This window comes from Bradyrhizobium sp. TM239 (genome assembly GCF_036247985.1).
GTDB classification, from domain to species: Bacteria; Pseudomonadota; Alphaproteobacteria; order Rhizobiales; family Xanthobacteraceae; genus Bradyrhizobium; species Bradyrhizobium ottawaense.
Genome location: NZ_BTIR01000001.1, coordinates 114907 through 137307, shown reverse-complemented (window position 1 = coordinate 137307; position 22401 = coordinate 114907). Strand labels below are relative to the sequence as shown.

Genomic DNA, 22401 nt, shown 5'->3' with positions numbered 1-22401 from the left:
AGGTCGTCAGGTCGTGTGATGCGAAGGACTCTCATGCGGCGTTCGCCTGGCGACCGTTGAGAAGCATGGCGAACTGCTCGACGGCATTGGCGAGCCGTGCTGCGATGATTGGAGAGAGCGATTCATCCGGCTCGAACTCGCCACTGCTAGCGTAGATCGCGGTCGAGATGGTGCAAGCCTCGAAGAACCCGAACAGGGGACGGAGTTGGTGCTCGACCACCAGCGAGTGGCGCAGGCCGCCGCCGACGGCGGTGAGCAGCACCGGGCGATTGCGCAGCGCGCCTGGTTCGATCAGGTCGAATACGTGCTTGAACAAGCCTGGATAGGAGCCCTGGAATACCGGGCAGCCGATCACAAGGCCGTCGGCCTGCTCGATCGCCTCGACGACGGCGCGGGCCTGGCCGTCGAGGCCGATGCGAGTAAAGGCGGCTATGCCTGAGCCGGCATCAACGAGGTCGAGGACGTCGGTCTCGAGTCCATGCTGCCCGAGCAGGTCAGCCGCGACGGCTTCCACCAGCACGCGCGACTTCGCCGGTCGCCAACTGTTACCGCAGAATCCAACGATGCGGGATGTCCTCACGTTCACGCCCTTCATGTCTGGCCGCACGCTCAGCCCGTTACCCCGAACACGGTCCACTGCGCATCGGGACCGGGGAGACCGAGCAGGGCGCGGCCGCATTCCTCGACGATCTGGTCGGCCATCAGGATGTGCTGGGTGCCGGAGTGGATGTCGCGATAGAACCGCTGCATCGGCGTGTTGTGCAGCGAGGCGCCTCGGGCAGCGCGGTGCGCGAAGGTCCCGACATCAGACAGCACGTCGTGGATGTGGCGCAGCGACAGCTTCATCATGGTCATCTGGTCCAGCGACGGAGGTTCGCCGCTGGCGCAGGTGTCCGAGACCTCCTTCCAGGTTTCGTGCACCAGCGCGCAAGCCGCGCGGAAGCGCGCTTCGGCCTGAGCGAACTGAAACTTGAAGCTCGCGCTTTCGCACGATTTGCCGAAGGGATCCTGGCGCTGGACGATCACCTTCACGAGTTCGTCGAGCATGCGGCGTCCAGCTCCGACCGCCCAGGCCGAATGCGACCAGGCGCTGTAGCCCGCCAGTCCCAGAGCACCCTGCACACCGCCGCGCCGCGGCGCGCCGATGTCGAAGTCGTAGGTCATGTGGGTCGGCACGAACAGCTCGTCGCCTTCGCTCAGCGTATAGTCAAAACTTCCGGTGGCACGCAGGCCGAGCACGTCCCAATTGCCCATCAGCTTGATCGTCGAGCGCGGATGGTGGGTTACGACGATCTTGGGCTTGCCGTTTGGGCCGAGCACCATGTTCTTGCCGGATGCGTCCGTCAGGAAGCAGCCGGAATGCACCCACTCGGCATGCTGGATGCCGCTGCCATAGGCCCAGTTGCCGCGGATCATGTACCCACCGTCGACCGGGCGGGCGAAACCGCGTGGAACGCCGTTGCCGGCAATGGTGATATCGGGGCCGCCAGCGAAGACTTTTCTTATGCCCTCATCCTCGATGTAGATGGCGAGTGTCGTTCCTTCCATGTTGCAGCCGATCGCACACCAGCCAGCGGATGCGTGGGTGTAGGCGAGACGCTCGATCACGGTCATGGCGTCGTAGGGAAGAAGCTCAGCGCCGCCGACCTCCTTAGGAAACAGCATGTTGTAGATGCCGGCCTTGCGCAGCGCGGCCACCACGTCATCGGTGAGATAGCCCTGCGCCTCGGCCTGAGCGGCCCTCGATTCGACCAATGGCAGCAGGGCGTCGAGGCGCGCATGAAATTCGGCCACCGTTGGCGTTGCGGTTGACTTTACGGCGCGCTGCACAGAAAGGCTCATGGTCGATGTCTCCACGTCAGGCTGTTGGTCGCCCGCGCGCATTGACGGCGGCGGGAAGGCTTGGATCGGCGGGAACACGGGGGCGGCTTTTCGCAAAACGATTCCGCCGCGCGCCAATCCAGTTGGCACGTGTGATGAACGGCTTGCGATGGTGTCGACGTGTCCCCGTCGGAACCGCGCAAAGGTCGTCGCGCGATTACGATCGTTGAATGCTAGAGACGAGGCAGGCAAACCGGCAATCCCCCATGATGGGGGGGGGCGATAATGGTGCGCTGCCGCAAAGCTGAGCTGTTAGAACGAGGCTTTGACGCTTCTTTTCGCTTGACCAAGCAACAGGCAAGGAAGAAATTTTAGGCTTATAATAATCGGCAATTCCGCGTCGTCGCTTCGGGCACGACACGATCTCGCGAGGAGCGGTGGTGAGAGCCGAGCAGGAGCATTTTGATGGTCTGCCCGAGCGGCTCGCAGATCGGCTGCTCTCTATCGCCGAGAGCCGGTCGGTACGGTCGCTCGGCATTGCCTGCTGTTCCGCGATTGCGGAAATGACGGGATCGCCGACCGTTGGTCTCTATCTGCTCGACGGGCTGACGCCCGAGTTGGTCTACAGTAGTCACGTCGCGGAAGGCCTGCTCGAAAACTACAAGGCCGGCTTCTGGAAGTGTGATCCCGTGCTCGACTGCATCATGACCAGGGGCCGCGCGGCAGACGGTGAAACCGTAGTCGGCCCGCAGCGGTGGCGGCACAGTCCGTCCTTCGAGATGCTGCACGAGTGGGGTCTAGCCTACAACATGGGCGGGCCGCTGTGGTCCAGCCACAAGATCGTCGGCGTGCTGTTCACCGCGACGACAGATACGGACGCGCCCTACACGTCGCGGACACGGCAGCGCATGGAAGTGCTGTGCCGTGCCGGTTCGCTTGCTTTGACGAATATGACGAATGCGCGCGAGATCGAGGCGCATCGCGGCCCTATCCCGGCTCCCGAGCCTGCCGCGACGCTTTCGGCATCGCTTCCGCCGCGTTCAGCCGATGTGGCCGTTCGCGTCTGTCGCGGCCAAACCAACAAGGAGATCGCGCGGGAGATGGGAATCTCGGATCAGACCGTGAAGGAGCACGTCGCAAACCTGTGTCGCCGCTTCGGAGCGCATAATCGCACCGAGCTGGCGGCCTTCCTGCTGAGCCCGGCCAGCCGGCAATAGTCGACGAAAGCACGGGCCGCGCCCGCAATCCCTTGCGTCGCCCTCATTCGCCCTGGACCTATTCCGCCATGCCGCGCCACAGCGTGTCGCGATGCTTGGGGCGGAAGAAGCCGAAATGGCCGATCGCCTTGGCGCCGACGTCGGACGGCTTCACCGTCAGCACCTTCGGCTTGATCGCCGTGAACCCGCCGGCGAGCAGCTTGACCGCGGACCGCGTCGCCCAGGTATCGTCGGAGAAGCGCAGCGCCTGACGCAAATGTGTGGCGGAGATCGTGAATACGTACGTCATTCAGTCCCGCAGCTTTCCGGATGCGCCGCCACGGATGCTGAAGATCGGTTAGGTGCGATTTCTGCTTTCTTCCTACAATAGCGTAAGGGTTGCCGCTTACGCGAGGCAAATGCCTATAACAATGTGACCGCCGCCTCGCTCAGATGAATGGTCTTTGCACCGGCCTTGCTGTCGGGTAGTCGCAGTTCTTTCTGTTCTAGATCCACGTAGCGCCATTCAAGGGTCTGAATCTCAGACAAGCGGCAACCGGTGAGGAGCAGGACGCGGAAAGCGGCAACCGCATATTTTGTCTCCGTCTGATTTGCTGTGCTTGTCCCTTATCCCCAAGTCTCAGCGAGGTTCATCATTTTCGACAGGATTCGGTTCGCCTGGTAGGGGATACGAGAGAAGGACCGTGCAATTCTGCGACGTCTGCCGTCGTCACAGAGCGAACGTGCTGCTTTGGCAAAAAACGGATCAAGGATTAGCTCGACCGAGCGCTGATACTCTGCCTGCGTCGACGGCTTGCAGCGAGTGGGGACATATTGCGTGAGGAAGCGCTCTCCGAGTTCCTTCATGGTGTGGTCGATTGCCGTTCAGCGTCGCGCAACGCCGCTGGTTCGCCATTGGCGCCTCTTACACTGCCGAGTTTGATCGTTGCTTTCGTCTCGTGCCAATTCCGCCGTCACGACACCGAATTGTCCAATCATCACCCGGCGCGTCTGGCCATGACGCCGGTATTGCACCAGGAAGAACCACTTCCCACTCGGCATGACGCGCACCCCGAAACAGGAAGGTCGGTATCGAAGGCGACGTAGTCCTTGCACGTCACCTTGTGCATGTGACGCAGCAGCCCGCCTGAGAGGCTACGGACTCCCAGAATTTCGGCCGAGCTCATCGACAAGCTGGAAAGGGGGTTAAGCTCCTTACTGGGAAAGGCGCTTTCTTGTTTGGAAATGCCTGCTAAGTAATTGATATTAAAGGCCAGTGGCCCGTTTCAAACGCGGCTTGAAATCGTTAAATAATCAGCAGCCATTCGGAGGTCGCTCGGTCCAATTCATAGGCTGAAAATCAAGACCTTGCGGGTAGCTGGGTCTTCATTTGGAAGCCTGCCATTTGGAAATGCGCCGCCCGGCCGAAAACGCGATCCGTTCCCGGCTCGCATTAGGTGATCTCATTTCGTCGTCAGCTTTCGTTCTCGTCGGGGAATGCCGCAATGAAATCGCAACGAATTGGGCGAAACGATCGTGAACAGAACGCGATCGGTGAGGCTGCCGTATCAAGAACGTCAATGACTTAGAAGATGCTCACTGCGTTCGGGACGCAGGGAGCGCCCTCGGTCAGATCGCCACCTGAACGGAATGTCGGTATCGGTGGTTGCGCCTCCCCGATTTGAACCTACTCGCCGACCATTTTTTGACGGCGACGGACCGCGCACGAACGGCGGTTTTTGGCATGCTTCCGACGTTCTGTCGTTAGGCTGCTCCGGTAAGAAAGCAGAGCTTCCGAAATGGTGGGTTTCGCGATGTAGCGGACCAGCGACTCGAAGGGCCGATATTTCGAATATGTCGATCTGCCAACCACGACGAACTTTGCGGTTGGAATTCCTCGGCGATACCTGTCCCGAGTGTCCGCCCAACTGACGGCCATCGGCCGGCCTCCTCGGAGTCGAAGAGCAGTGCACTCGCCGAACTCCGGGCTCTGATAGCTGAGCCAAGAACGTTGGACCCATTGTTTCCGACAACTGGCGGGCCGAAAAAGGCGGCCAAGGCTTGGGTTGGAACGATGTCGACCGCCGCATGTTGATCCTGCTCCGAAACATTTTCGGACGCCGCGCGGGTTGCCGGCCACTGCAGAAAGGCCCCGATGAAAGTCGTCCAAGCGGCCTACGCGCGCCGACCCCGTTCGGCCGCGCCCAGCGGCTCCCTGATCGCGTCCGCGTCCATCATCGTTGCCTCCATGGCGGCAATCGCAGCGGTCAATCGGTACCTCGCGAAACAGGCGGAAGCAAAAAATCCGCCCATGGGCCGCTTCGTCGAAGCGAACGGCGTCCGGCTGCACTACATGGAGCGCGGCGATGGCGATCCGATCGTCCTTCTGCATGGCAACGGCAGCATGGTTCAGGATTTTGAGTGCAGCGGGCTCTTCGACATTGCGGCCAGGCAATACCGCGTCGTCGCATTCGACCGCCCAGGGTTCGGACACAGCAGGCGCCCGCGTAGTGTCGTATGGACACCGGATGCTCAAGCTAAGCTATTGAAGCTTGCGCTGGAAAAGATCGGCGTTTCCAGAGCGATCGTTCTGGGTCACTCGTGGGGCGCATCGGTCGCCGTCGCAATGGCCCACCGGTATCCCGCCTTCGTCCGGGGACTGGTTCTCGCCTCGGGATACTACTATCCTTCTGTCCGGTCCGACACCTTCACATCCCTGCCGGCCTCGCTGCCCCTGGTTGGCGACATTCTCAGCCATACCCTTTCGCCTCTGGTCGAGCGGCTCGCCTGGCCGATGATGATGGCGAAGATGTTCGGACCGCGACGTGTGCCTGCAAAGTTCAATGGTTTTCCAAAGGAAATGGCGCTCCGGCCGTCCCAACTGAGGGCGGCCGCAGCGGAAGCCACGCTGATGGTACCGGACGCGCTGAGGGAGCGCGGGTACGGCGATCTCAAAATGCCGGTGGCCATCATCGCGGGCGCGCAGGACAAACTCGTCGATACGGAGGCCCAGTCGACCAGGCTACATTCCGACATACCGCACAGCAGTTTTCACCGGATCGCGGGAGACGGCCACATGATCCATCAGACCGCGACGGAGGAGGTCATGTCGGCCTTACGCGAAGTTACGAACGGGTCGACGGCCGCCGCGTCGTAGCCGATCGGAACCGACCGGCCGACTGGAATCTGCTGCAGTGAGAGGCTAGGATGAAGGGCCGCAAGATCCAGCCTTCTGAAAAAGGGAGCTTGGGGGCGACATGACCGGCAAAGAAAACCAGTCCACGCCGCATCTGAGACTTGCGGATTTCATCCGACAAAACGCGCCCGCCATCATAAACGAATGGACCGAATTCGCCCGGACGAGGTCGCCGGCGAGCGAAGGAATGTCCAGGCTGGCGCTCCAGGATCATATCGTCGACATCCTCAAATTCGTGGCCAACGATCTGGAGTCCGAGCAAACCCCGGCCGAGCAAATGGACAAGTCGCGAGGGCTCGCCGACAGGGACGGACCATTCCGCAGGAGCGCGGCCGAGATTCACGCGGCGCTCCGTCTTGCGGACGGCTTCGACATAGATCAGATGGTTTCAGAATATCGAGCCCTGCGGGCCAGCGTCGTCAAGCAATGGGGAGCCCATCAACAGCACCTTGCCGGCACGGACCTCGAGGACCTCACTCGGTTCAACGAAGCAATTGACCAAGCCGTTGCGGAGTCGGTCGCCCGCTACACCAAAACCATCAACAATTCCCGGAATCTTTTCCTGGGTATCCTAGGTCACGACCTGCGGAATCCTATCGGGGCAGCGTCGATGGCGGCCCAGTGGATGAAACGCGCGGGACCCACAGACCCGAGGCACCCGAAGATGGTATCCGATCTCGTCAGTACGACGGACCGGGCCACTCGGATACTCGATGACTTGTTCGATCTCACCCGCGCGTCTTTCGGAACCGATATTCCCGTCAAGAAAGCCCGAACGGACATGCTCACGCTGTGCCAATCGATTGCCGACGAACTTCGTAGCATTCACCAACAGCAGACGATCGAGGTCACGCACGAGGGGGATTCGACCGGGCTTTGGGACGACGCAAGGATGGGGCAGGTGATGTCCAATTTGATCGGAAACGCGATCCAATACAGCGATGCATCCGGCCCCGTCACGGTGTCGATAGCGGGCACCGATCCTTCAACGCTCCGTGTGAGTGTTCACAATCCCGGTCCGCCCATTCCCGCGGAAGCCCAAAAGACCATATTTCAATCGTGGATGCGTGGCCAAGTCCAGGATCCCGGCGAGCACTCGCATCTCGGCCTGGGGCTCTACATCGCGAAGCTGATCGTCGAGGCCCATGGTGGTGAGATCGACGTCGCCTCCGAGGAAGGGATGGGCACCACGCTCACAGTTCGATTGCCCCGAACGTAAGCGGCGCGCTGGCGCGACTAACGCATTGGATAAGCAGGCACTCGATGTATGCCTTACGCGCTGCCTGGAACTGAAGAAGCAGTTTCTCGCTAGATCCACGGCTGAACTGATCCCGGACCTCGAAGACGAAATGCGCGACCAACGCCGGGCCTATAAACTGGCGAAGACGGCCAGCTAACATCATAGCTCGTCGTGGCGCGTCTCGCTTGCGTGCCGCAGCGTCTCAGTCCGTTATTGCTTGCTTAGATCACTGAAAATACGAAAGCTGATCTTCAGTAACAACTCGCTCGATTTTTTCCGACTTGCACTTGATGCGGTATCTAACTCGTCCATCGGACTCGATCGGCATATGTTGAACGATGGTGTAAATTACTGGCGGTTCGGTGGTGGCACGTCCTTGCGGACCTTGGGGTTGGTGGCGAACGTCTTCATTTAGCTTATAGACATAGGGCATGCGTTACCTCAGCGTATCGAGTTACCTTAGCATAAAGTGTGGAATGACGCCTACAATCGCCTGCGGCTCTGGTTCGTGAACCAAATACAAGACTACTCTAATCCTCTAGAATGGATTTTGTAGCTTCGAATATCTGTTCCGCTGTGCCTTTGATCGTGCCCTTGGCCCAGGCCTGAAACACGGTCACGTAGGCGTTCTTGTAAGCCTCTTCGTCCGCAGAGAAGTAGACCTCGTCTGTGGCGGTATCCAAGACGAGCGCTCCCTTATCGATGCAAATTTCTTCGATTAGAACCAGTCGCTCTTCTTGCTCGGCGAGATGCCGCTTTACAATGCTCATTGAATCTCCTGCTTTGCGCTGACCTGCATGTTCTTCGGATGCACCGCCGCCCAATGCACATGCGAATGACTTCATAGAGAGCCGGAACAAGCCGCTGAAGGAGTGAGCGACATCACCAGGGAAGCACGGGGTTGCCGGACGACGCTGCCATGAACGGCCGATCCGATCGCCGGCTGCTGGTTCAATTTGCCAGTGGAATCATCCTTCGGACGGCGAATGCCGAACGGGGCCGACAATCAACCTGTAGGTGGGCACAGAAGCAGTGTTCCACGATTCCAGGGTCGCGCCGCAAACCGAGCACTCGAAGCTGGCAATCTGCCGACTGGGGGCTATTTCCTCGGTTCGGCTGTAGACAGCGCCGCACCGACAGGATCGGTGATGAGATTCGAGCATGCGCGTTTATGCGCCCGAAAGACAAAACAAGCCACTTCGAAATTCGATTTGGCTATTGAACGCCGAGAACCGAGACGCTCTCTCGTTTCACCTTTTCAGTCCGGTCATGTTCTAGCTAGGCAACACCGGGACCGAATGTCGAAGAGAAGCCACGAAAAGCTCACTTTACAGCCGGTTGCACGAGTTGAAGCAAAAACCCCGCCCCTGATGACTCAGGCGCGGGGGAGGACCACAAGCTCTGCCAGTACATCCGTGGCTAGAGCGACAGGTCGGTCGTGCTCTTAACTAAGCAGCACGAAGATTTTCGGCAGCGGACTTGCCCGTACGACGGTCCGCGACGACGTCGTAAGACAGCATCTGACCTTCGTTCAAGGTGTCCATTCCGGCGCGTTCGACCGCGCTGATATGAACAAAAACGTCGTTGCTGCCGTTTGCCGGCTGGATAAAGCCGAAGCCCTTTTGGTTGTTAAACCACTTCACTGTACCTGTATTCATCGGTCTTTCTTTCGCATGCGCGCAGGAGCTGGCGCGCGGACTTGCGGCCAGTGTCCAGTCTTTCGATGTTGGAGAATGTCTGAAACGTGCGCGCCGTCAGGACTTGAGGCGAAAGCGGAACAGTTGTTCGGCCAGTATCGATACTTGAGACCATACACCAGCAGTTGGGATACTTCAAGAAGAAGCCTACGGTTCATCTCAGCATGGTTAGTCTATTTGTTCCGTAGCCAGGAGCCGCTGATGACTGATGCGGAAGCGAGTTGGCACGACAGGACAGAGCCGCCGGCCCAGGCTGACGACAAGTTGCTTAAAGTGCTTCCCTGAGGTTCCCATCTCGCGCACTTTCCTGCATAGTTCGGCATGGCAAAAGCAAAAGTGAACTTCAAACCACTCCGTAACTCAGAGGGCGACTGGGCTATTATTGCCGAGTACCCGGGCGCAGAACCCCGAGAAATCACGGGCTTCGCGAGCAAAGCCGAAATTGACGATTGGATGAATGGTGAGCGACGGATCGCGTGGCTCCGATCACAGGGGTACGCGAAGTGACATGATTACTTCCAACCCTCACTTTGACGCTTCTGGCTCGCGGTGAAGGTCTGGCTGTCACATCTACTATTCGAGCCCTCATGCTTGGCCGGCATTCTCGCTGATTGTCGAGGCTCTTCTCACGGCAACTAGGGCGCATGAGCGCTTGTGGTTGATCCTCATTTCGCCAAGCCGCCAAATTTCGTCGCCATCGGAGCGGATCTGACAAGTCGCGCACCCGGCGAATTTATGAGCTACGGCGTAGTACTATGCTCATTTGGCGGAGGATGAGTAAAAGTTGCGGCTTGAGTAAACACAGGTCTGCAAGGCGGACTCAGAACAGCCAAGGTTCGACGAGCCGTTTCCCTTCTAGAAGGCCTACGAACGCGAATTCGTCGAGTCGAAGTCGAAGCTTCAAGAGGGCCTCGTCACTCAACAGGAAACCGGGCAACCGTGCGAACAATTCATAGGGGTCCTAGGTCATGATCTAAGGAATCCACTTGCGGCCATTAGCGCAGGAGCGAGGATACTGCAGCGGTCGGGGGCGCCGCAGGAGCAATACGCGTTCTCGACATGATCAATTCGACGGTTACCCGCATGTCCGATTGGATCGACAACATCCTGGATTTCGCGCGTGGTCGGCGCGACGAGGGATTACTTGCATGGCGACGCTGAGCCTCTCGAGCATGCGCTCGAGCAGGTCGTCGACGAATTGCCAACGGCGGCCTCCCCCCAGCGACTGATCGAGACCCGCATCGAGATAACTTAGCCTGTCAATTGCGATCGTGCGCGGATCGGACAGTTGGCTTCCAATTTGGTCGGCAATGCACTTACTCATGGAGTCATCGAGCGCCGGACTAGCCAGTGCGGATCGGAGCGACAATGGAAGGCAGGGAATTCAAGCTCTGGGTCGCGAATTCCGGCGAGCCCGTTCCAGAGGCCGCCATGCCGAGACGTTTCGAGCCGCTCTTCCGCGGCGAGGTTCGCAACGGCCGAACGGTCTCGGACCAGGATTGCATATCGCTTCGCAGATCGCGCAAGCGCACGGCGGAAAGATCGACGTGACCTCAACGCGGCAGGAAACCCGGTTCGTGTTCTCGATGCCGCTCGTCCAGTGCGATCAAGCCAAGTGAGCGCGTACCCTAAGGGCATCCTTACGTCGGAACGAATCCTTCCCGTCTTGCTTGGCATGCGGAGGTTCGTACTGAAATGCCGACGGTGAAGCCTGTCATCCTGATCGTGGAAGATGAATTCCTGCTGCGGATGGATTCCGTCGAGATTTTGGAGGATGGGGGTTTCGAAGTCATCCCGACGACAAATGCCGACGAAGCCATCGCAATCCTGTCCCCCGGTCCGACATCCACCTCGTCTTCACCGATATCCAGATGCCGGGTTCGATGGACGGGTTGAAGCTTGCCCGCTTCGTCCGGGACCGTTGGCCGCCGATCAAGATAGTCGCGACGCAGATCTCCCCAGCCCAGCCTTCCGCGACCCATTGCGACGATCCGCTCTGGTCGCCGCAAGTTCATCGACTGCTGAATAGGTCCTTGAAGCCTCCGAGGCTCCAGAGATCCACCGAGTTCAACTGTGCCTGAAGGTCGGGCGCTTGCCGAACACCATCACCTGCAGAGTTCCACGGTCCGGAAGTCGCAATCTGCTAGTTGACTCGCGAGCACGAATTCCGGAAATCGACAAGAAGCATCTTATCCTCCGGCGGCTTTAACTGATTTCTGACGTGACTTGGCTTGGCAGAGTGCACTTTCGCACTTTTCGGAGCCCAGCCGCTTGCGCCAGATCAGGACACCCTATGTTGCCGGACTTCTCCGGGAAGCAAGTTCAATGCGGCAGCGTCGTCGGCTCCGAGTTCGCGCTGTACCAAGCTGGCGGTCCATCCCTCAGGGATTGCATCGAGCACCCTGTCGACGGCCTCCTCACGAGCCGTGGCGGCGAGCCATAATTGGCGCTCGCCACTGTCAGAAATAACCCGAACCAAATGAACCCGCTGCATATACCTACAAGCACGAAAAGGAGTTTGGGTTTCAAAGCCACTCGAAACGTCCCTTGCGAGGAATATCCGAGCGTCGGGATCCTCGGGCAACACGCATTTTGGCACACTAATGTGATTGGGCGACTGAAACTGTCTGGATTATTGCGAAATCCGCTCCTCGGACGGTGACCGAGCGCCCCGTCTCCCGCGCGATTTTTTGCGCAAGCGTTTTGGCGGCAGCTTCATCCGCCAGTTCGAGCACGATAATGCTGCCCCGTCCTGAGAACGCAGAGTGATTGGATACTTCGATGACAATCGGCTGAATTTTTTGGTTCATCGCGGAGCCTGCAGACCCGGGGACCTAAGCCACTCCTCAACATGGGTCGCTGTTTCCAGTTGTCGCGCCCTGCGGAGGAGCTTCTCGCGCTCGGGCCCGTACGGCAGATTGTCTGCCTCAGCACGCAGGCGCGCGGCTTCCTGATCGAGACGTTCGCCGAGAGACAGAAGTTGTTTGAAACGACGCCGTTTGGGCATGGCGCGCTCCTTTCCCGATAGAAGGGGGCGGGAGCGCTGTCGGCGTTCTCATCACAGATAAAAGCCGGGATCCGCGCTGTGATGACCAGAGTGTCTGCCTCGCGGCTATCCAAGTCGAATCCTAAATTTATTCGTCTCGCAGAAACTTTCTAGGATCCGCTCAATTCTCTCAAACTGCACAGGAGTTCCAGCGAACATTGAAAAGCGGCACCTGTCCAAACAGGAAGAGCGGCTGGGTCTTAGATCTGAACGATTGCAGCGCGGATCGTTAGCGAAAGAGACAGCTAAGCAGAAAGGAAAATGACATTCCAAGGATAGAGCGCTTCGCATTTCGTTGCACTTTCTGATCCTGCGCAGCTATGCCCGGCTCGAACCGCTCGATGCCGCGGCGTCACCGAACGAGACCCACCTCTAACAAGGCCTCAACTATCCGACCTGTCCCGCCGCACGTTGCGAAACTCCTCGGGCCCCTTCATAAGTCTTCCTTTTCGGCTCGCTCTGGCTTCAGATGTCGCCCCCGCATCGCCCAGCCGATCGATTGCATCGGAGGCTAGCTCCTTTGCACGGTTGCGAGAACTCGCGCGCTTTGACTTGGGAGCTGCACGCTTGGGCCGAGCAGGCAGGCCGTCCAGCCCTGCGTTAATCAGCAAGTGTACGGCTTCTGATCGGTTGGGTTTGTGCTTCTGGCTCAGCGCCCACGCCTCAACACGTTCGAGAAGCTCGCGGGTCAGTCGAACCGCCTGACCTTGCTCGCGACCTGTCGCCGCTGGGGTCTTCTGTGGAAACGTTTTCGATCTGGGCATCTTGGCTACCATCGCTAAGTGTAGACTCCGGTTTTCTGCCCACTGTCGCGCGGCAAAGGTGTGCCGGACGTGGCCCTCAGACGGGGAGATCAAAGCGAAACTGATCGCGCGGACTGGACAACGGACCTCTTGTCCTCAGTGTCGGATTTCTTGCAAGCGAATTACGACGCCGGTCGGTACGGGCCGATGTGTGGTCAATTTTCTCAAGTCCGTATCGCTCCAATCCGCGAGACTTATGACCTCTCCTTCCGCAGCTTCCATCCCGGGGACCTCGAGCAGCTCCAATACATACAGTCCACTTGCGTCGAGAAAGAAGGTATGTTGCCCGAACAACTCGCGAAATTGCGCAACTGCTGGATGATCCTCAGCAAGCACTTGAGCTCGAAACTGAGATAGCGTTTTGGTTATCTGAGCTTCGTTCAATTTCATGGACTGTTCCTGATATTGGGCATCTGAGGTTCCCGCCCTATTGAGAGCGCCAAGAGTGCCGTTGCAAACCTGGTCAGTCTGACTAGAGCATCGAAAGCACGACAATTCCGTCTTCGAGGTCGCCTGAAGCCAGACGTGCGCGCGCCATACGCTCGAACTCCGTTCGATGCTTCTGTAGGTAGCTGAGGGCCTGCTTCTGCGTACTGAAGATTGTCGCCAGCCGGCACATCTGTCGATTTGCGCCGAACGCTAGAAAGAAAGTGATCGTCCCGCCGCCGTCTGACCTGGCTCTACGCCGACCCGCGCTTTCTGTCATGTGATCGGTCCATTCAAATTTCTGCGGCGTTGAAGACGACTATCTGCGCGGAGGCAAAGCTGTTCGAAGAGCTTCATCAGCCGCTTCTTTGGCCTCGCGCACCTTTTTAAGCACCGCGCCATGTTCTTGCGGACCTCGATGGCCTGCCCGTTCGACATCTGCCAGTGCCCGCATTCCTTGTTCGGCGGCGAGGCGCTTTCGATTGGAACGCGCGATGCCTTCGGGTAAAAGCTCGGCCGACTTCCTGGCGCTCATGCTTCACTCAGCTATGCAAAGGGCAACACCCAGCTCAATCAAGAAGATTGAGCGGGCAGGGTACTCGTTTCAGTACATCCGTGAAACGGTACGACGTTATCAAGCCAGCGAGAGGTTCTCGGCGCTGACCTTGCCTCGCATCTTGTCGGTCGTGATTTCGAAGTTGACCTTTTGACCTTCTCCGAGTCCGGAAAGACCAGCTCGTTCAACGGCGCTGATAAGAACGAACAACATTGTTGCCGCCATCGTTCGGCTCAATGAATCCGAAGCCCTTTTGGCCGTTGAACCACTTAGCGGTACCTGTCGTCATTTTCTTCTCCAAGGCGCGCAAGCGCGTGCCGCGCGACAATCACGCAGCTAACTTCAACTTCGTCGATGTCATTGGAAAAGGAGCCTGCGGGCGCATTCAACAAGGCACAGCGGCTAATCGAGCACGCTTGATATATATCATTTTCCGATTTTTGCAAGGACGGAGCCAATTTGTATCTGCCGGCAGCTCTGGTGCTCCGCCCGATGGGCGCCGCGTGCCCGATGCGATGGTAGGCGTTCCGAAGGTCAGATTCGCCAGCATGCCGATGGCAGTCGAGAAGGTTCATCAGGGTCGCCGCCATCGCCACCAATTCCGCACTGCGCGTCTGCGGCCGGTAGAACGGGCAGCGGCTTAGGAGCGAGACACGCAGATGACTGAGACTTCGCGGGAGGATTTTGAATCCACGGAGCGCAACCCGCAAGCTGCAGCAGCAGGTGACGGGTTGGAAAACGATGAGGCCGCCGGCAGCGTCCGGACACTGGTGTCCAGGTCGAAAGGCGCTTCAGGCGCCGACCGAACGGCGCCATCGCATCGGCCTGGCCTAGAGGGGATAATCCTAATCCTACCGTAACGACCGCTGACGTGCCGGACCGCAGCGGATCGGCGCCCGCCAGTCCTCCGACTCTTACGGCCGTAGGCCGAATTTCGTCCGTTTTGGGACCGATTGAGGGGTTGTCCTCTCGTCAATGATGGCCGGGCGGTGGAACTCGCACGCGCGGCGGCCGTTGCTTGGCCGCGGCAGATGTAGCGAGTAGGAGAGCACTTGAACCGACGCCAGCTTGTTCAAGGGTCGGCGTTGCTGCCGGCGTTGCTGCTCGTCTCGCGCAGCGGCTTTGCCGCTGCGTCGGATGACGCGTTTGGGTCGTCCACGGTCAGGGACTTGGCCCGTGCGCTGGCCGGCAAACCGTACGAGGCGCCGGATGAGAAGCTGCCGGGCGGGTTGAAGGACCTTGACTACGATCAGTATCGTTCGATCCGCTTTCTGCCGGAGCGCGCGCTCTGGCGTGGCAAGAACCTACCCTTCGAGGCGCAGTTCTTTCATCGCGGCTTCTTCTACAAGAACAGGGTGACCATCTTCGAAGTCGCGGACGGGAAGGCTACCGAGCTCAAGTACCGCAGGGCGGACTTCTCCTTTGGCGAGAAGGTCCCGCCGTTCGAGGACGTCGATCTCGGGTTCGCAGGCTTCCGCATACACGCGCCCATGAACCGCGCCGACTACTACGACGAGGTCTGCGTCTTCCTGGGCGCGAGCTACTTCCGTGCCGTTGCCAAGGGGCAAACGTACGGACTTTCGGCCCGGGGACTTTCGATCGATACGGGCGAAGCCAAGGGCGAGGAATTTCCGCTCTTCAAGACGTTCTGGCTCGAGCGGCCGGCGCCCGGTGCGACCTCGCTCGTCATCCATGCTTTGCTCGACAGCAAAAGCTGCGCAGCGAGCTACCGGTTCACCGTGCGGCCGGGAGACACGACGGTCTTCGACGTCGAAATGTCGGTTTACCCGCGCGTCGAGATGCAGCGGGCCGGGCTCGCGCCCATGACGAGCATGTTCTTCTACGGTCCGAATGACCGCAACGACATCGACGACTTTCGTCCGTCGGTCCACGATTCCGATGGCCTTGCGATCTTCAATGGGAAGGGCGAAAGCCTGTGGCGGCCGCTCAGCAACCCCCGCGATCTCCAGATCAGCACCTTCCAGGATCTCAATCCCCGTGGGTTCGGGCTGATGCAGCGGGAGAGAAACTTCTTCGTCTATCAGGACATTGAGTCCAGCTTCGAAAAACGCCCAAGTCTCTGGATGGAGCCGATCGGCGATTGGGGCGAGGGCGGCGTCATGCTGTTCGAGATCCCGACCAAGGAGGAGGTGCACGACAACATCGCCGCATTCTGGCGGCCTAAAAGCCCGCTACAGGCCAAAGGCGAACACAACTACACCTATCGGCTGCATTGGGGACCGGACAGTCCGAAACCGCATTCGCTCGCCAGATTCACGCGAAGCGGGATCGGCGCGAGGGGCGAGGACGCGCGCCTCTTCGTGCTCGATCTGGTTGGCGACAACCTGAAGGGCATCGATCCTGCGGGCGTCAAAGGCATGGTGACCGCGGAGAAGTCCGAGGTGAAGAACATCGTCACGCAGCCAAATCCTTACACCGGCGGTTGGCGCCTTAGCTTCCAGTGCCAGGTGAAGGGAGAGCCGATCGAGCTGCGGGCGTTTCTGACCGAGGGCGATAAGCCCTTGTCGGAAGTGTGGGTTTACCGATGGGCACCCTGAACACGGCGCCACGGCCGGTCGCCGGCGATATCGCGACCCAGCGCCTGCTGCCGCGCGAGTCGCCACTTTCCATGGCTCCGGGAGACCTCGGAAAGGACCGGGTACCCGACCGCATTCCCTCGCCGGTCGCCCCCGCAATGGCCTGGCGGCGCGGCCTCATTCTCCTCTCGACGGCAGCGCTCTCGGCGGGCGGCGGATATGAGATGTATCGCGTGCTGGAGGTAGGCGGCGTCACCGTCCTTGAAGCCATGGTGCTGGCGCTCTTCCTGGTTCTGCTCGCCTGGGTCGCGTTTTCGTTCGCATCCGCGTTGGCCGGCTTCTTTGTGCTGCTGGCCCATCGTTCGGGCGCCTTCGTGTCAGACGGGAAGCTGCCTGCGATCGCAAGCCGCACCGCCATGCTGCTTCCCACTTACAACGAAGACCCGCACCGATTGACGGCCAGGCTGCGCGCCATCGTCGAGTCCTTGGAAGCGACGAACCATGGGGAGCTGTTCGACTGGTACGTTCTGAGCGACAGCACCGATCCGGACATCTGGGTCGCCGAAGAAAAGGCACTGCTCGCACTACGACAAGCCGTCGGAACATCGCGGCTGTACTATCGCCACCGCGCCGACAACACGGCGCGCAAAGCCGGAAACATCTCAGAGTGGATCACGCGGTTCGGCGCCGTCTACGACTTCATGATCGTGCTCGACGCCGACAGCCTCATGAGCGGGCAGACCATCGTCCGATTGGTCCATGCCATCGAGACCAATCCCACCGCCGGGCTCGTCCAGTCGCTCCCCCTGATCGTCAATGCGCGAAGTCTGTTCAGCCGCGTCCAGCAGTTCGCGGGCCGACTGTACGGACCGATGATCGCCGCCGGCGTGGCCTGGTGGCACGGCTCCGAAGGCAACTACTGGGGCCACAACGCGATCATCAGGGTGAAGGCGTTTGCCGATGCGGCGGCGCTGCCGCATCTGCCGGGGCCCAAGCCGTTCGGCGGGCACATCCTCAGCCATGATTTCGTCGAGGCCGCGCTGATGCGGCGCGCCGGGTGGGGCATCTACATGCTGCCGATGCTCGGCGGAAGCTACGAAGAGATGCCGCCCTCGCTGCTAGATTTCGCCGCGCGCGACCGGCGCTGGTGCCAAGGCAATCTTCAGCATATCGCTGTCGTGCCTGCACGCGGTCTCCATTGGCTGTCGCGCCTGCATTTCATGGTGGGGATCGGAGCCTATCTGACGGCGCCGCTGTGGCTGCTGTTCCTGTTGCTGGGGATGCTCATCTCGCTGCAAGCCCGCTTCGTGCGGCCGGAATACTTTCCCAAGGGCTTCTCGCTGTTTCCCACCTGGCCGGCCCAGGATCCCGTGCTCGCCGTTTGGGTGTTCGTCGCCACGATGGGACTGCTGCTGTTGCCGAAGCTGCTCAGCCTGCTCCTCGTCTGGATACGGCGCTCGGAGCGACGCCAATTCGGCGGGGCATTGCGAACCTCGGCCGGAGTTATCGCAGAGATCGTCATGTCCGCGCTGATGGCGCCAGTGATGATGATCTTCCAGTCGATCGCGGTAGTCGAAATTCTTGCCGGCCGCGATGCGGGCTGGCAGACGCAGAGGCGCGACGACGGCACGGTCGAGCGCCGCGAACTCTATCGGAAATACGGCGTTCCAACTCTTTGCGGCGTTGCGATGGCGGCAAGCGCGTATGCTGTTTCGCTGCCCCTTTTGCTTTGGATGTCGCCGGTCATCGTTGGACTGCTGTTCGCTGTTCCTATCGGCGCGCTGACCGCCAGGCCAGTGTCCGCCAAATTGTTCGTCACTCCCGAAGAACGAGAGCCGCCTTCTGTCCTGCGTCGGGCGAACGAACTATGCGCGTCGGCGGAGGTAGGGGTAAGACCCGCACTGGTGCAGCTACGCGAAGAACCCGCGCTGCTGGCCTTCCACCTGGCGCAGCTTCCACCTCCGCGCACCGCCCGGCCTGACACTGTCGATGCGAACCTGGCGGTCGGCCGTGCCAAGGTGGACGCGAGCGATACCTTCGACGAAGCCGCAGCGCATCTGTCTTCGCGGGAAGTCTTCTCGATCTTAAACGACGGCTCGGCGCTCTCGACGGTGTTGCAGAAGCGATGAGGGGTTGGCCTGGGGGCGGTTCGAAGCAGCGAGAGGATCGGCTCGTAGAGGCGATTATTCGATCAATTCGTCCGCTTCGATCAAAATGGACGGAGGTACGGCGAGACCAAGTGTCTTGGCCGTTTTTGTGTTGATGACCAATTCGAACTTCGTTGGGCGCGAAACCGGAAGCTCGTCCGGTTTCGCGCCTCTAAGGATCTTGCCGGCGTACGCGCCCAATTGGCGATACGTGTCGGAGAGGCTGGCGCCATAGCTTATGAGACCCCCTCCAGCCGGAAATTCTCGGATATGGAAGATGCCCGGCAGACGATCCCGGGAGGAGAGCGTCAGGATTTGCTCGCGCCGGCTGTCGAAGAACGGATCGTTCTGTACGACGAGACCCGAGATCCCTGCCTTGACCAACTCCGCAAAACTGGAGTCGATTTCGGCATCGGTGCTCGCTTGCTGAACCAGGAGCTCGCGTCCGAGTGTGCGGGCGGCGGCTGCTATGGATCGCTTGTGTTCTTCGGCCGCCTCGGCGCCGAAGCGCGGGTTCACAAGTAGTCCGAGCATACGAGCCGTAGGGACCATCGAGCAGAGGAGCGCAAGTCGCTTTCCTCCCAAATCGCCGGTGAAGAAGTTGACGCCGGTCGCCATTCCGGGGCGGTTCATGCTCGTCACGAGGCCGGCTTGCACGGGATCTTCGCCGACTACGAAGACCATCGGGACCGGGAAGTTCGCCGCCTTCGCGGCCTTCGCCGCGGGGTCGCCGGCCGCCACCACCAACGAAGGCCGCCGATCGCGGAGATCGGCGGCGAGCGCGGACAACTGGCCGTAATCGCCCTTCGCCCAACGATACTCGATGACGACGTTGCGGCCCTCGACGTACCCCATCTCTTCGAGCCCCCGCCGAAACGCATTCGTGTGCGTTTTGGCTTCCTCCGGCGAGCGAGTGCTGAGGAATCCGACGACGGGTTGACCCTGCTGGGCACGCGCGACCGCCGGCATGCCGGCTGCGATCGCAAGCCCTTGGATGAAATCGCGCCTTCGCACTGTTCCCTCCGTTCTTCGAGTTAAATTGCACATTCTGCATGTCGCGCGCAGAGATTTCGGATGCCAGCGAGACCGGCGACAGCGACCACGGCGAAATAACTCGCGCGACGGGAGCGAAGCCACGTGATCGACTGCAAGGTGTTGTCACTCTTCCAGAGCGCCGAAGCACAGCAGACCGACACTGGCGGCGGTGATCGGGCTTGGGTGGGCACCAAGCGCTGGGAACAAATCCTGTCACGGTCGGCTTGATGCCGGGCGCAATCTCGCGCGGGAGGATTGTCGGTGAAGAAGCTCGGATGGACGATGGCAGTATTGACTGTAGCGATGCTCGGCGGCGCGCATGTCGCTTCGGCAAGATTGGGCATGGCACCCATAGCGACGCAGGACGACAGCGTGATCCAGGTGAAGGGCGGGCATGGTCATGGTCACGGAGGAGGTCACCGCGGTTGGCACGGCAACCGCGGGCACCACTACGGTTGGTACATCGGTCGCGCCAACCGGCGGCACCACCATTGAGGTCGGCTGATGGCATCCGCCGGTACTCCGGCGGGTGTCCACGGCCCCTCCGCCACTGCGCCAGCGATTTGCAATTACCGCGTCTCGTCCGCCCTACCTTTTCGAATCGAACTTTGCAGGGAAGGTGGGAAGCGGGTGGGCGCGACGATGCGCTCATTCGATCAGCTCGTCGGCGGAGGCGAGCATGGAATCCGGAACGGTCAATCCGAGCCGTTTTGCCGACCGTACGTTGACCACGGTCTCGAATTTGGTCGGCCGCTCGATCGGCAACTGCGTCGTCGGCGTCCCCTTGAGTACCCGGTCGACGTAGTACGCCAATCTACGATAGCTTTCGGAGAGCTTGGGTCCATACGTGCAGATGGCGCCGCTCTTCGCGAACACCTGCCAGCCCGAGATGAGGGGCGCGCGGCGCTCTAGTCCAAAATCGATGATCCGTTGACGGTACTGAATGGCGAAGCCGTCGGAGAAGAGCGATATAGCCTGCGGAGGATCTTTATCCATGGTCGCTAACGCTCCTGCGAGCTGGCTCTCCGTGCCCGTCCCGTAAAATTCCAGCGCGAGACCGAGTTTCTTTGCGGCCTCTTCGGAATAGGCGCGCTCGATTTGGGACCCCGGATGTTCGGGATTTGCGACGATGGCGACGCGCTTCAGTTCGGGCACGATATCCCGCAGCATCTCGAGACGTTTGGAGTTCAGTTCGGCCGCCATGAAGGTCAGGCCGGTCATGCTGCCGCGCGGATGCGAGAGACTGTCGGCGAGGCCCGCGACGACCGGGTCTCCGCTGAAGGCGTAGATGGATGGCGTGGAGAGTTTCAAGCCGAACACGATCGGGACGGCGGCCCCTTGGACGACCAGCAGATCGACGGGAAGACGGGTAAGCTCGGCGGCCAGCGGTCCGACGCGTGACGGGTCGTCATCACCGTACCGATATTCGATCTTCAGATTGTCCCCGTCGCGATAGCCGAGCTCGGCAAGCCCCTCCCGGAACGTCGCCAGAAAAGGGATTAGGCTGGCTTCCCGCTGCGCGGTGAGCCAGCCTATCCTGCAGAGCTTGGACGCCGCACGCACTTGCCTTTGGGCTATGATCGCCGAGGCCGCCGCGGACGCGATGAAGGTGCGACGTTTCACTGATCTCTCCACCGCTGCTGCACCAAGTCCAGCATCGGTCCATATCGGCTGGTGCTGGAGGGATCCATCTTCGGGATTATGCGCCGAGATTAGGCCGACTCGGGTTTGGCTGTCGCCGGGAAAAGTCGGCAATTTTCCGCCGCAGCTGCGGAACCTTGCCATCATCCGCGGGTTCTCGCAGGCCGCATCCTGCGGTCAGGAGATTTCGATGAAGAAGCTGATGCTGACGTGCGCGACCGCCGCGCTGATCTCGACGGGCGCCATGGCGCAGTCCACTGTCGTTACGACCACCACCGGTACCGGCCATGCAGCCGCCGTGCAGATAGAGCCGGAGTATCGCACCAGGATCCGCACCTACGTCACCGAGCACAAGATTCGTCCTATGGAGAGCCGCGAGAAGATCGTCGTCGGCGAACCAGTGCCGCGCGAAGTCGAGCTGGAGGCGGTGCCTGCCGATTGGGGTCCGTCGCTCACCAAGTATCGCTATGTCTACTCGGGCGAACGCGTGATGCTGGTCGATCCGTCGACCCGCACGGTCGTCCAGGAGATCGACTAAGCCTTCCTTGCGGGTCGCTGAAAGCAGCGGCCCGCCACCCCATCCGGCCCTCCGCCGATACCCGCCTTCCCATTTGCGAGCGGCCGTCCATGCCGATCATTCGTTATTTCGTCTTCGTCGGCGCCCTGCTGCTGGTGCTGCTCTTCGCTGCCGACCGGTATCTGCCAGCGCCGGTTGAACAGGCCGGCCCATCCGAGCCGGACAGGACCATCATCCGGATCGCCTCAGCGAGGAGCCTTCCGGAGAAGATCGTGTTCGACACGCGGCCGCGTGCCGACTTGCCGACAATTGCGCAGGCCGATCCGCTCCCTGAAGAATCCCGGCAACAAGTGCGCGAAGCCATGGCCGCAATGCCTGTAGCTCCGGCCGCTGAGGCGAAGAAGGAGTCGGCTGTGCGCGCGACCGCAGCGGCTCGCCCGCATCCGAAGCGCTCGGCAAAGCTGCAGAAAAGGATACCCGACCGGCGTCTCGCCTTCGAGCGGGCCGATCCATTTGCCGCCGGATTGTGGTGACGGGGCATGC

22 protein-coding genes and 3 pseudogenes are annotated in these 22401 nt (G+C 60.4%); 10 read left to right on the top strand and 15 right to left on the bottom strand.

Annotated features, from left to right (window positions below):
- Nucleotides 1–31: 31 nt before the first annotated feature.
- Together AABA84_RS00660 and AABA84_RS00655 are read right to left on the bottom strand one after the other, a co-directional pair.
- Nucleotides 32–595: an NAD(P)H-dependent oxidoreductase gene (locus AABA84_RS00660; protein ID WP_338310931.1), complete on the bottom strand. Its 564-nt coding sequence runs from the start codon at nucleotides 593–595 to the stop codon at nucleotides 32–34.
- 14 nt (nucleotides 596–609) lie between these two features.
- A complete protein-coding gene (locus AABA84_RS00655) occupies nucleotides 610–1842 on the bottom strand; it encodes an acyl-CoA dehydrogenase family protein (protein WP_338310930.1) in 1233 nt (410 codons plus the stop codon).
- A gap of 419 nt (nucleotides 1843–2261) precedes the next feature.
- On the opposite strand from AABA84_RS00655, the gene AABA84_RS00650 reads away from it, so the two are divergent.
- The gene (locus AABA84_RS00650) at nucleotides 2262–3038 is read left to right on the top strand and encodes a helix-turn-helix transcriptional regulator (protein WP_338310929.1); all 777 of its coding nucleotides are present in this window, start codon (nucleotides 2262–2264) and stop codon (nucleotides 3036–3038) included.
- Between the two features lie 58 nt (nucleotides 3039–3096).
- Here AABA84_RS00650 and AABA84_RS00645 read toward each other — a convergent pair.
- The 3 genes and pseudogenes from AABA84_RS00645 to AABA84_RS35005 all read right to left on the bottom strand — a co-directional run.
- Nucleotides 3097–3288 (bottom strand): annotated as a pseudogene (locus AABA84_RS00645) (alpha/beta fold hydrolase); the annotation flags it as partial.
- 152 nt (nucleotides 3289–3440) lie between these two features.
- A complete protein-coding gene (locus AABA84_RS35010; protein WP_445083389.1) occupies nucleotides 3441–3566 on the bottom strand; it encodes a hypothetical protein in 126 nt (41 codons plus the stop codon).
- A 336-nt stretch (nucleotides 3567–3902) separates the two neighbouring features.
- The gene (locus AABA84_RS35005; RefSeq protein ID WP_445083388.1) at nucleotides 3903–4079 is read right to left on the bottom strand and encodes a hypothetical protein; all 177 of its coding nucleotides are present in this window, start codon (nucleotides 4077–4079) and stop codon (nucleotides 3903–3905) included.
- 1093 nt (nucleotides 4080–5172) lie between these two features.
- Here AABA84_RS35005 and AABA84_RS00640 point away from each other — a divergent pair.
- Together AABA84_RS00640 and AABA84_RS00635 are read left to right on the top strand one after the other, a co-directional pair.
- On the top strand, nucleotides 5173–6174 hold the full coding sequence (locus AABA84_RS00640; protein WP_338310928.1) for an alpha/beta fold hydrolase: 1002 nt from the start codon (nucleotides 5173–5175) through the stop codon (nucleotides 6172–6174).
- 100 nt (nucleotides 6175–6274) lie between these two features.
- On the top strand, nucleotides 6275–7432 hold the full coding sequence (locus tag AABA84_RS00635; protein WP_338310927.1) for a sensor histidine kinase: 1158 nt from the start codon (nucleotides 6275–6277) through the stop codon (nucleotides 7430–7432).
- Nucleotides 7433–7679: 247 nt separating this feature from the next.
- Here the strand turns inward: AABA84_RS00635 and AABA84_RS00630 are convergent, their stop codons facing one another.
- The 3 genes from AABA84_RS00630 to AABA84_RS00620 form a co-directional block, all read right to left on the bottom strand.
- On the bottom strand, nucleotides 7680–7886 hold the full coding sequence (locus AABA84_RS00630) for a hypothetical protein (protein ID WP_338310926.1): 207 nt from the start codon (nucleotides 7884–7886) through the stop codon (nucleotides 7680–7682).
- Nucleotides 7887–7983: 97 nt separating this feature from the next.
- Nucleotides 7984–8223, bottom strand: coding sequence for a hypothetical protein (locus AABA84_RS00625; protein WP_338310925.1), 240 nt, complete (start codon nucleotides 8221–8223; stop codon nucleotides 7984–7986).
- Nucleotides 8224–8901: 678 nt separating this feature from the next.
- Entirely contained in the window at nucleotides 8902–9111 is a 210-nt protein-coding gene (locus AABA84_RS00620) for a cold-shock protein (protein ID WP_338310924.1), read from the bottom strand.
- Nucleotides 9112–10102: 991 nt separating this feature from the next.
- Here AABA84_RS00620 and AABA84_RS35000 point away from each other — a divergent pair.
- Nucleotides 10103–10213 carry a histidine kinase dimerization/phospho-acceptor domain-containing protein gene (locus tag AABA84_RS35000; protein ID WP_445083395.1) on the top strand — a complete coding sequence of 37 codons (111 nt, stop codon included), beginning with the start codon at nucleotides 10103–10105 and terminating at the stop codon, nucleotides 10211–10213.
- A gap of 632 nt (nucleotides 10214–10845) precedes the next feature.
- Nucleotides 10846–11231: pseudogene (locus AABA84_RS00615) on the top strand (response regulator).
- Nucleotides 11232–11750: 519 nt separating this feature from the next.
- Here AABA84_RS00615 and AABA84_RS00610 read toward each other — a convergent pair.
- From AABA84_RS00610 to AABA84_RS00590, 5 genes and pseudogenes are all read right to left on the bottom strand, one after another.
- Complete coding sequence (locus AABA84_RS00610) at nucleotides 11751–11960, bottom strand: hypothetical protein (RefSeq protein ID WP_338310923.1); 210 nt, start codon at nucleotides 11958–11960, stop codon at nucleotides 11751–11753.
- Nucleotides 11961–13095: 1135 nt separating this feature from the next.
- On the bottom strand, nucleotides 13096–13389 hold the full coding sequence (locus tag AABA84_RS00605) for a hypothetical protein (protein ID WP_338310922.1): 294 nt from the start codon (nucleotides 13387–13389) through the stop codon (nucleotides 13096–13098).
- 82 nt (nucleotides 13390–13471) lie between these two features.
- On the bottom strand, nucleotides 13472–13705 hold the full coding sequence (locus tag AABA84_RS00600) for a hypothetical protein (protein ID WP_338310921.1): 234 nt from the start codon (nucleotides 13703–13705) through the stop codon (nucleotides 13472–13474).
- A gap of 39 nt (nucleotides 13706–13744) precedes the next feature.
- A complete protein-coding gene (locus AABA84_RS00595) occupies nucleotides 13745–13960 on the bottom strand; it encodes a transcriptional regulator (RefSeq protein ID WP_338310920.1) in 216 nt (71 codons plus the stop codon).
- 99 nt (nucleotides 13961–14059) lie between these two features.
- A pseudogene (locus AABA84_RS00590) lies at nucleotides 14060–14270 on the bottom strand (cold-shock protein).
- Between AABA84_RS00590 and AABA84_RS00585 the strand changes: the two are divergent.
- The 3 genes from AABA84_RS00585 (at nucleotide 14218) to mdoH (ending at nucleotide 18647) form a co-directional block, all read left to right on the top strand.
- Nucleotides 14218–14625, top strand: coding sequence for a hypothetical protein (locus tag AABA84_RS00585; protein WP_338311485.1), 408 nt, complete (start codon nucleotides 14218–14220; stop codon nucleotides 14623–14625). The pseudogene AABA84_RS00590 and the gene AABA84_RS00585 sit on opposite strands and share 53 nt — an antisense overlap.
- Nucleotides 14626–15033: 408 nt before the next feature.
- Complete coding sequence (locus tag AABA84_RS00580; RefSeq protein WP_338310919.1) at nucleotides 15034–16539, top strand: glucan biosynthesis protein G; 1506 nt, start codon at nucleotides 15034–15036, stop codon at nucleotides 16537–16539.
- A complete protein-coding gene (mdoH, locus tag AABA84_RS00575) occupies nucleotides 16527–18647 on the top strand; it encodes a glucans biosynthesis glucosyltransferase MdoH (RefSeq protein WP_338310918.1) in 2121 nt (706 codons plus the stop codon). The genes AABA84_RS00580 and mdoH overlap by 13 nt, the downstream gene beginning before the upstream one ends.
- Before the next feature lie 54 nt (nucleotides 18648–18701).
- Here the strand turns inward: mdoH and AABA84_RS00570 are convergent, their stop codons facing one another.
- Both AABA84_RS00570 and AABA84_RS00565 read right to left on the bottom strand, forming a co-directional pair.
- A complete protein-coding gene (locus AABA84_RS00570; RefSeq protein ID WP_338310916.1) occupies nucleotides 18702–19679 on the bottom strand; it encodes an ABC transporter substrate-binding protein in 978 nt (325 codons plus the stop codon).
- A 669-nt stretch (nucleotides 19680–20348) separates the two neighbouring features.
- A complete protein-coding gene (locus AABA84_RS00565; protein WP_338310915.1) occupies nucleotides 20349–21323 on the bottom strand; it encodes an ABC transporter substrate-binding protein in 975 nt (324 codons plus the stop codon).
- Nucleotides 21324–21531: 208 nt separating this feature from the next.
- On the opposite strand from AABA84_RS00565, the gene AABA84_RS00560 reads away from it, so the two are divergent.
- Together AABA84_RS00560 and AABA84_RS00555 are read left to right on the top strand one after the other, a co-directional pair.
- Nucleotides 21532–21879 carry a DUF1236 domain-containing protein gene (locus AABA84_RS00560; RefSeq protein WP_338310914.1) on the top strand — a complete coding sequence of 116 codons (348 nt, stop codon included), beginning with the start codon at nucleotides 21532–21534 and terminating at the stop codon, nucleotides 21877–21879.
- A gap of 89 nt (nucleotides 21880–21968) precedes the next feature.
- On the top strand, nucleotides 21969–22391 hold the full coding sequence (locus tag AABA84_RS00555) for a hypothetical protein (RefSeq protein WP_338310913.1): 423 nt from the start codon (nucleotides 21969–21971) through the stop codon (nucleotides 22389–22391).
- Nucleotides 22392–22401: the final 10 nt, after the last annotated feature.

Coding starts and splice junctions, on each gene's coding strand:
- AABA84_RS35005 (WP_445083388.1), bottom strand. CDS start 4,079: ATGCCGAGTGGGAAGTGGTTCTTCCTGGTGCAATACCGGCGTCATGGC.
- AABA84_RS00560 (WP_338310914.1), top strand. CDS start 21,532: ATGAAGAAGCTGATGCTGACGTGCGCGACCGCCGCGCTGATCTCGACG.
- AABA84_RS00625 (WP_338310925.1), bottom strand. CDS start 8,223: ATGAGCATTGTAAAGCGGCATCTCGCCGAGCAAGAAGAGCGACTGGTT.
- AABA84_RS00595 (WP_338310920.1), bottom strand. CDS start 13,960: ATGAGCGCCAGGAAGTCGGCCGAGCTTTTACCCGAAGGCATCGCGCGT.
- AABA84_RS00640 (WP_338310928.1), top strand. CDS start 5,173: ATGAAAGTCGTCCAAGCGGCCTACGCGCGCCGACCCCGTTCGGCCGCG.
- AABA84_RS00555 (WP_338310913.1), top strand. CDS start 21,969: ATGCCGATCATTCGTTATTTCGTCTTCGTCGGCGCCCTGCTGCTGGTG.
- AABA84_RS00655 (WP_338310930.1), bottom strand. CDS start 1,842: ATGAGCCTTTCTGTGCAGCGCGCCGTAAAGTCAACCGCAACGCCAACG.
- AABA84_RS00605 (WP_338310922.1), bottom strand. CDS start 13,389: ATGAAATTGAACGAAGCTCAGATAACCAAAACGCTATCTCAGTTTCGA.
- AABA84_RS00585 (WP_338311485.1), top strand. CDS start 14,218: ATGAATCCGAAGCCCTTTTGGCCGTTGAACCACTTAGCGGTACCTGTC.
- mdoH (WP_338310918.1), top strand. CDS start 16,527: ATGGGCACCCTGAACACGGCGCCACGGCCGGTCGCCGGCGATATCGCG.
- AABA84_RS00600 (WP_338310921.1), bottom strand. CDS start 13,705: ATGACAGAAAGCGCGGGTCGGCGTAGAGCCAGGTCAGACGGCGGCGGG.
- AABA84_RS00635 (WP_338310927.1), top strand. CDS start 6,275: ATGACCGGCAAAGAAAACCAGTCCACGCCGCATCTGAGACTTGCGGAT.
- AABA84_RS00630 (WP_338310926.1), bottom strand. CDS start 7,886: ATGCCCTATGTCTATAAGCTAAATGAAGACGTTCGCCACCAACCCCAA.
- AABA84_RS00620 (WP_338310924.1), bottom strand. CDS start 9,111: ATGAATACAGGTACAGTGAAGTGGTTTAACAACCAAAAGGGCTTCGGC.
- AABA84_RS00610 (WP_338310923.1), bottom strand. CDS start 11,960: ATGAACCAAAAAATTCAGCCGATTGTCATCGAAGTATCCAATCACTCT.
- AABA84_RS00660 (WP_338310931.1), bottom strand. CDS start 595: ATGAAGGGCGTGAACGTGAGGACATCCCGCATCGTTGGATTCTGCGGT.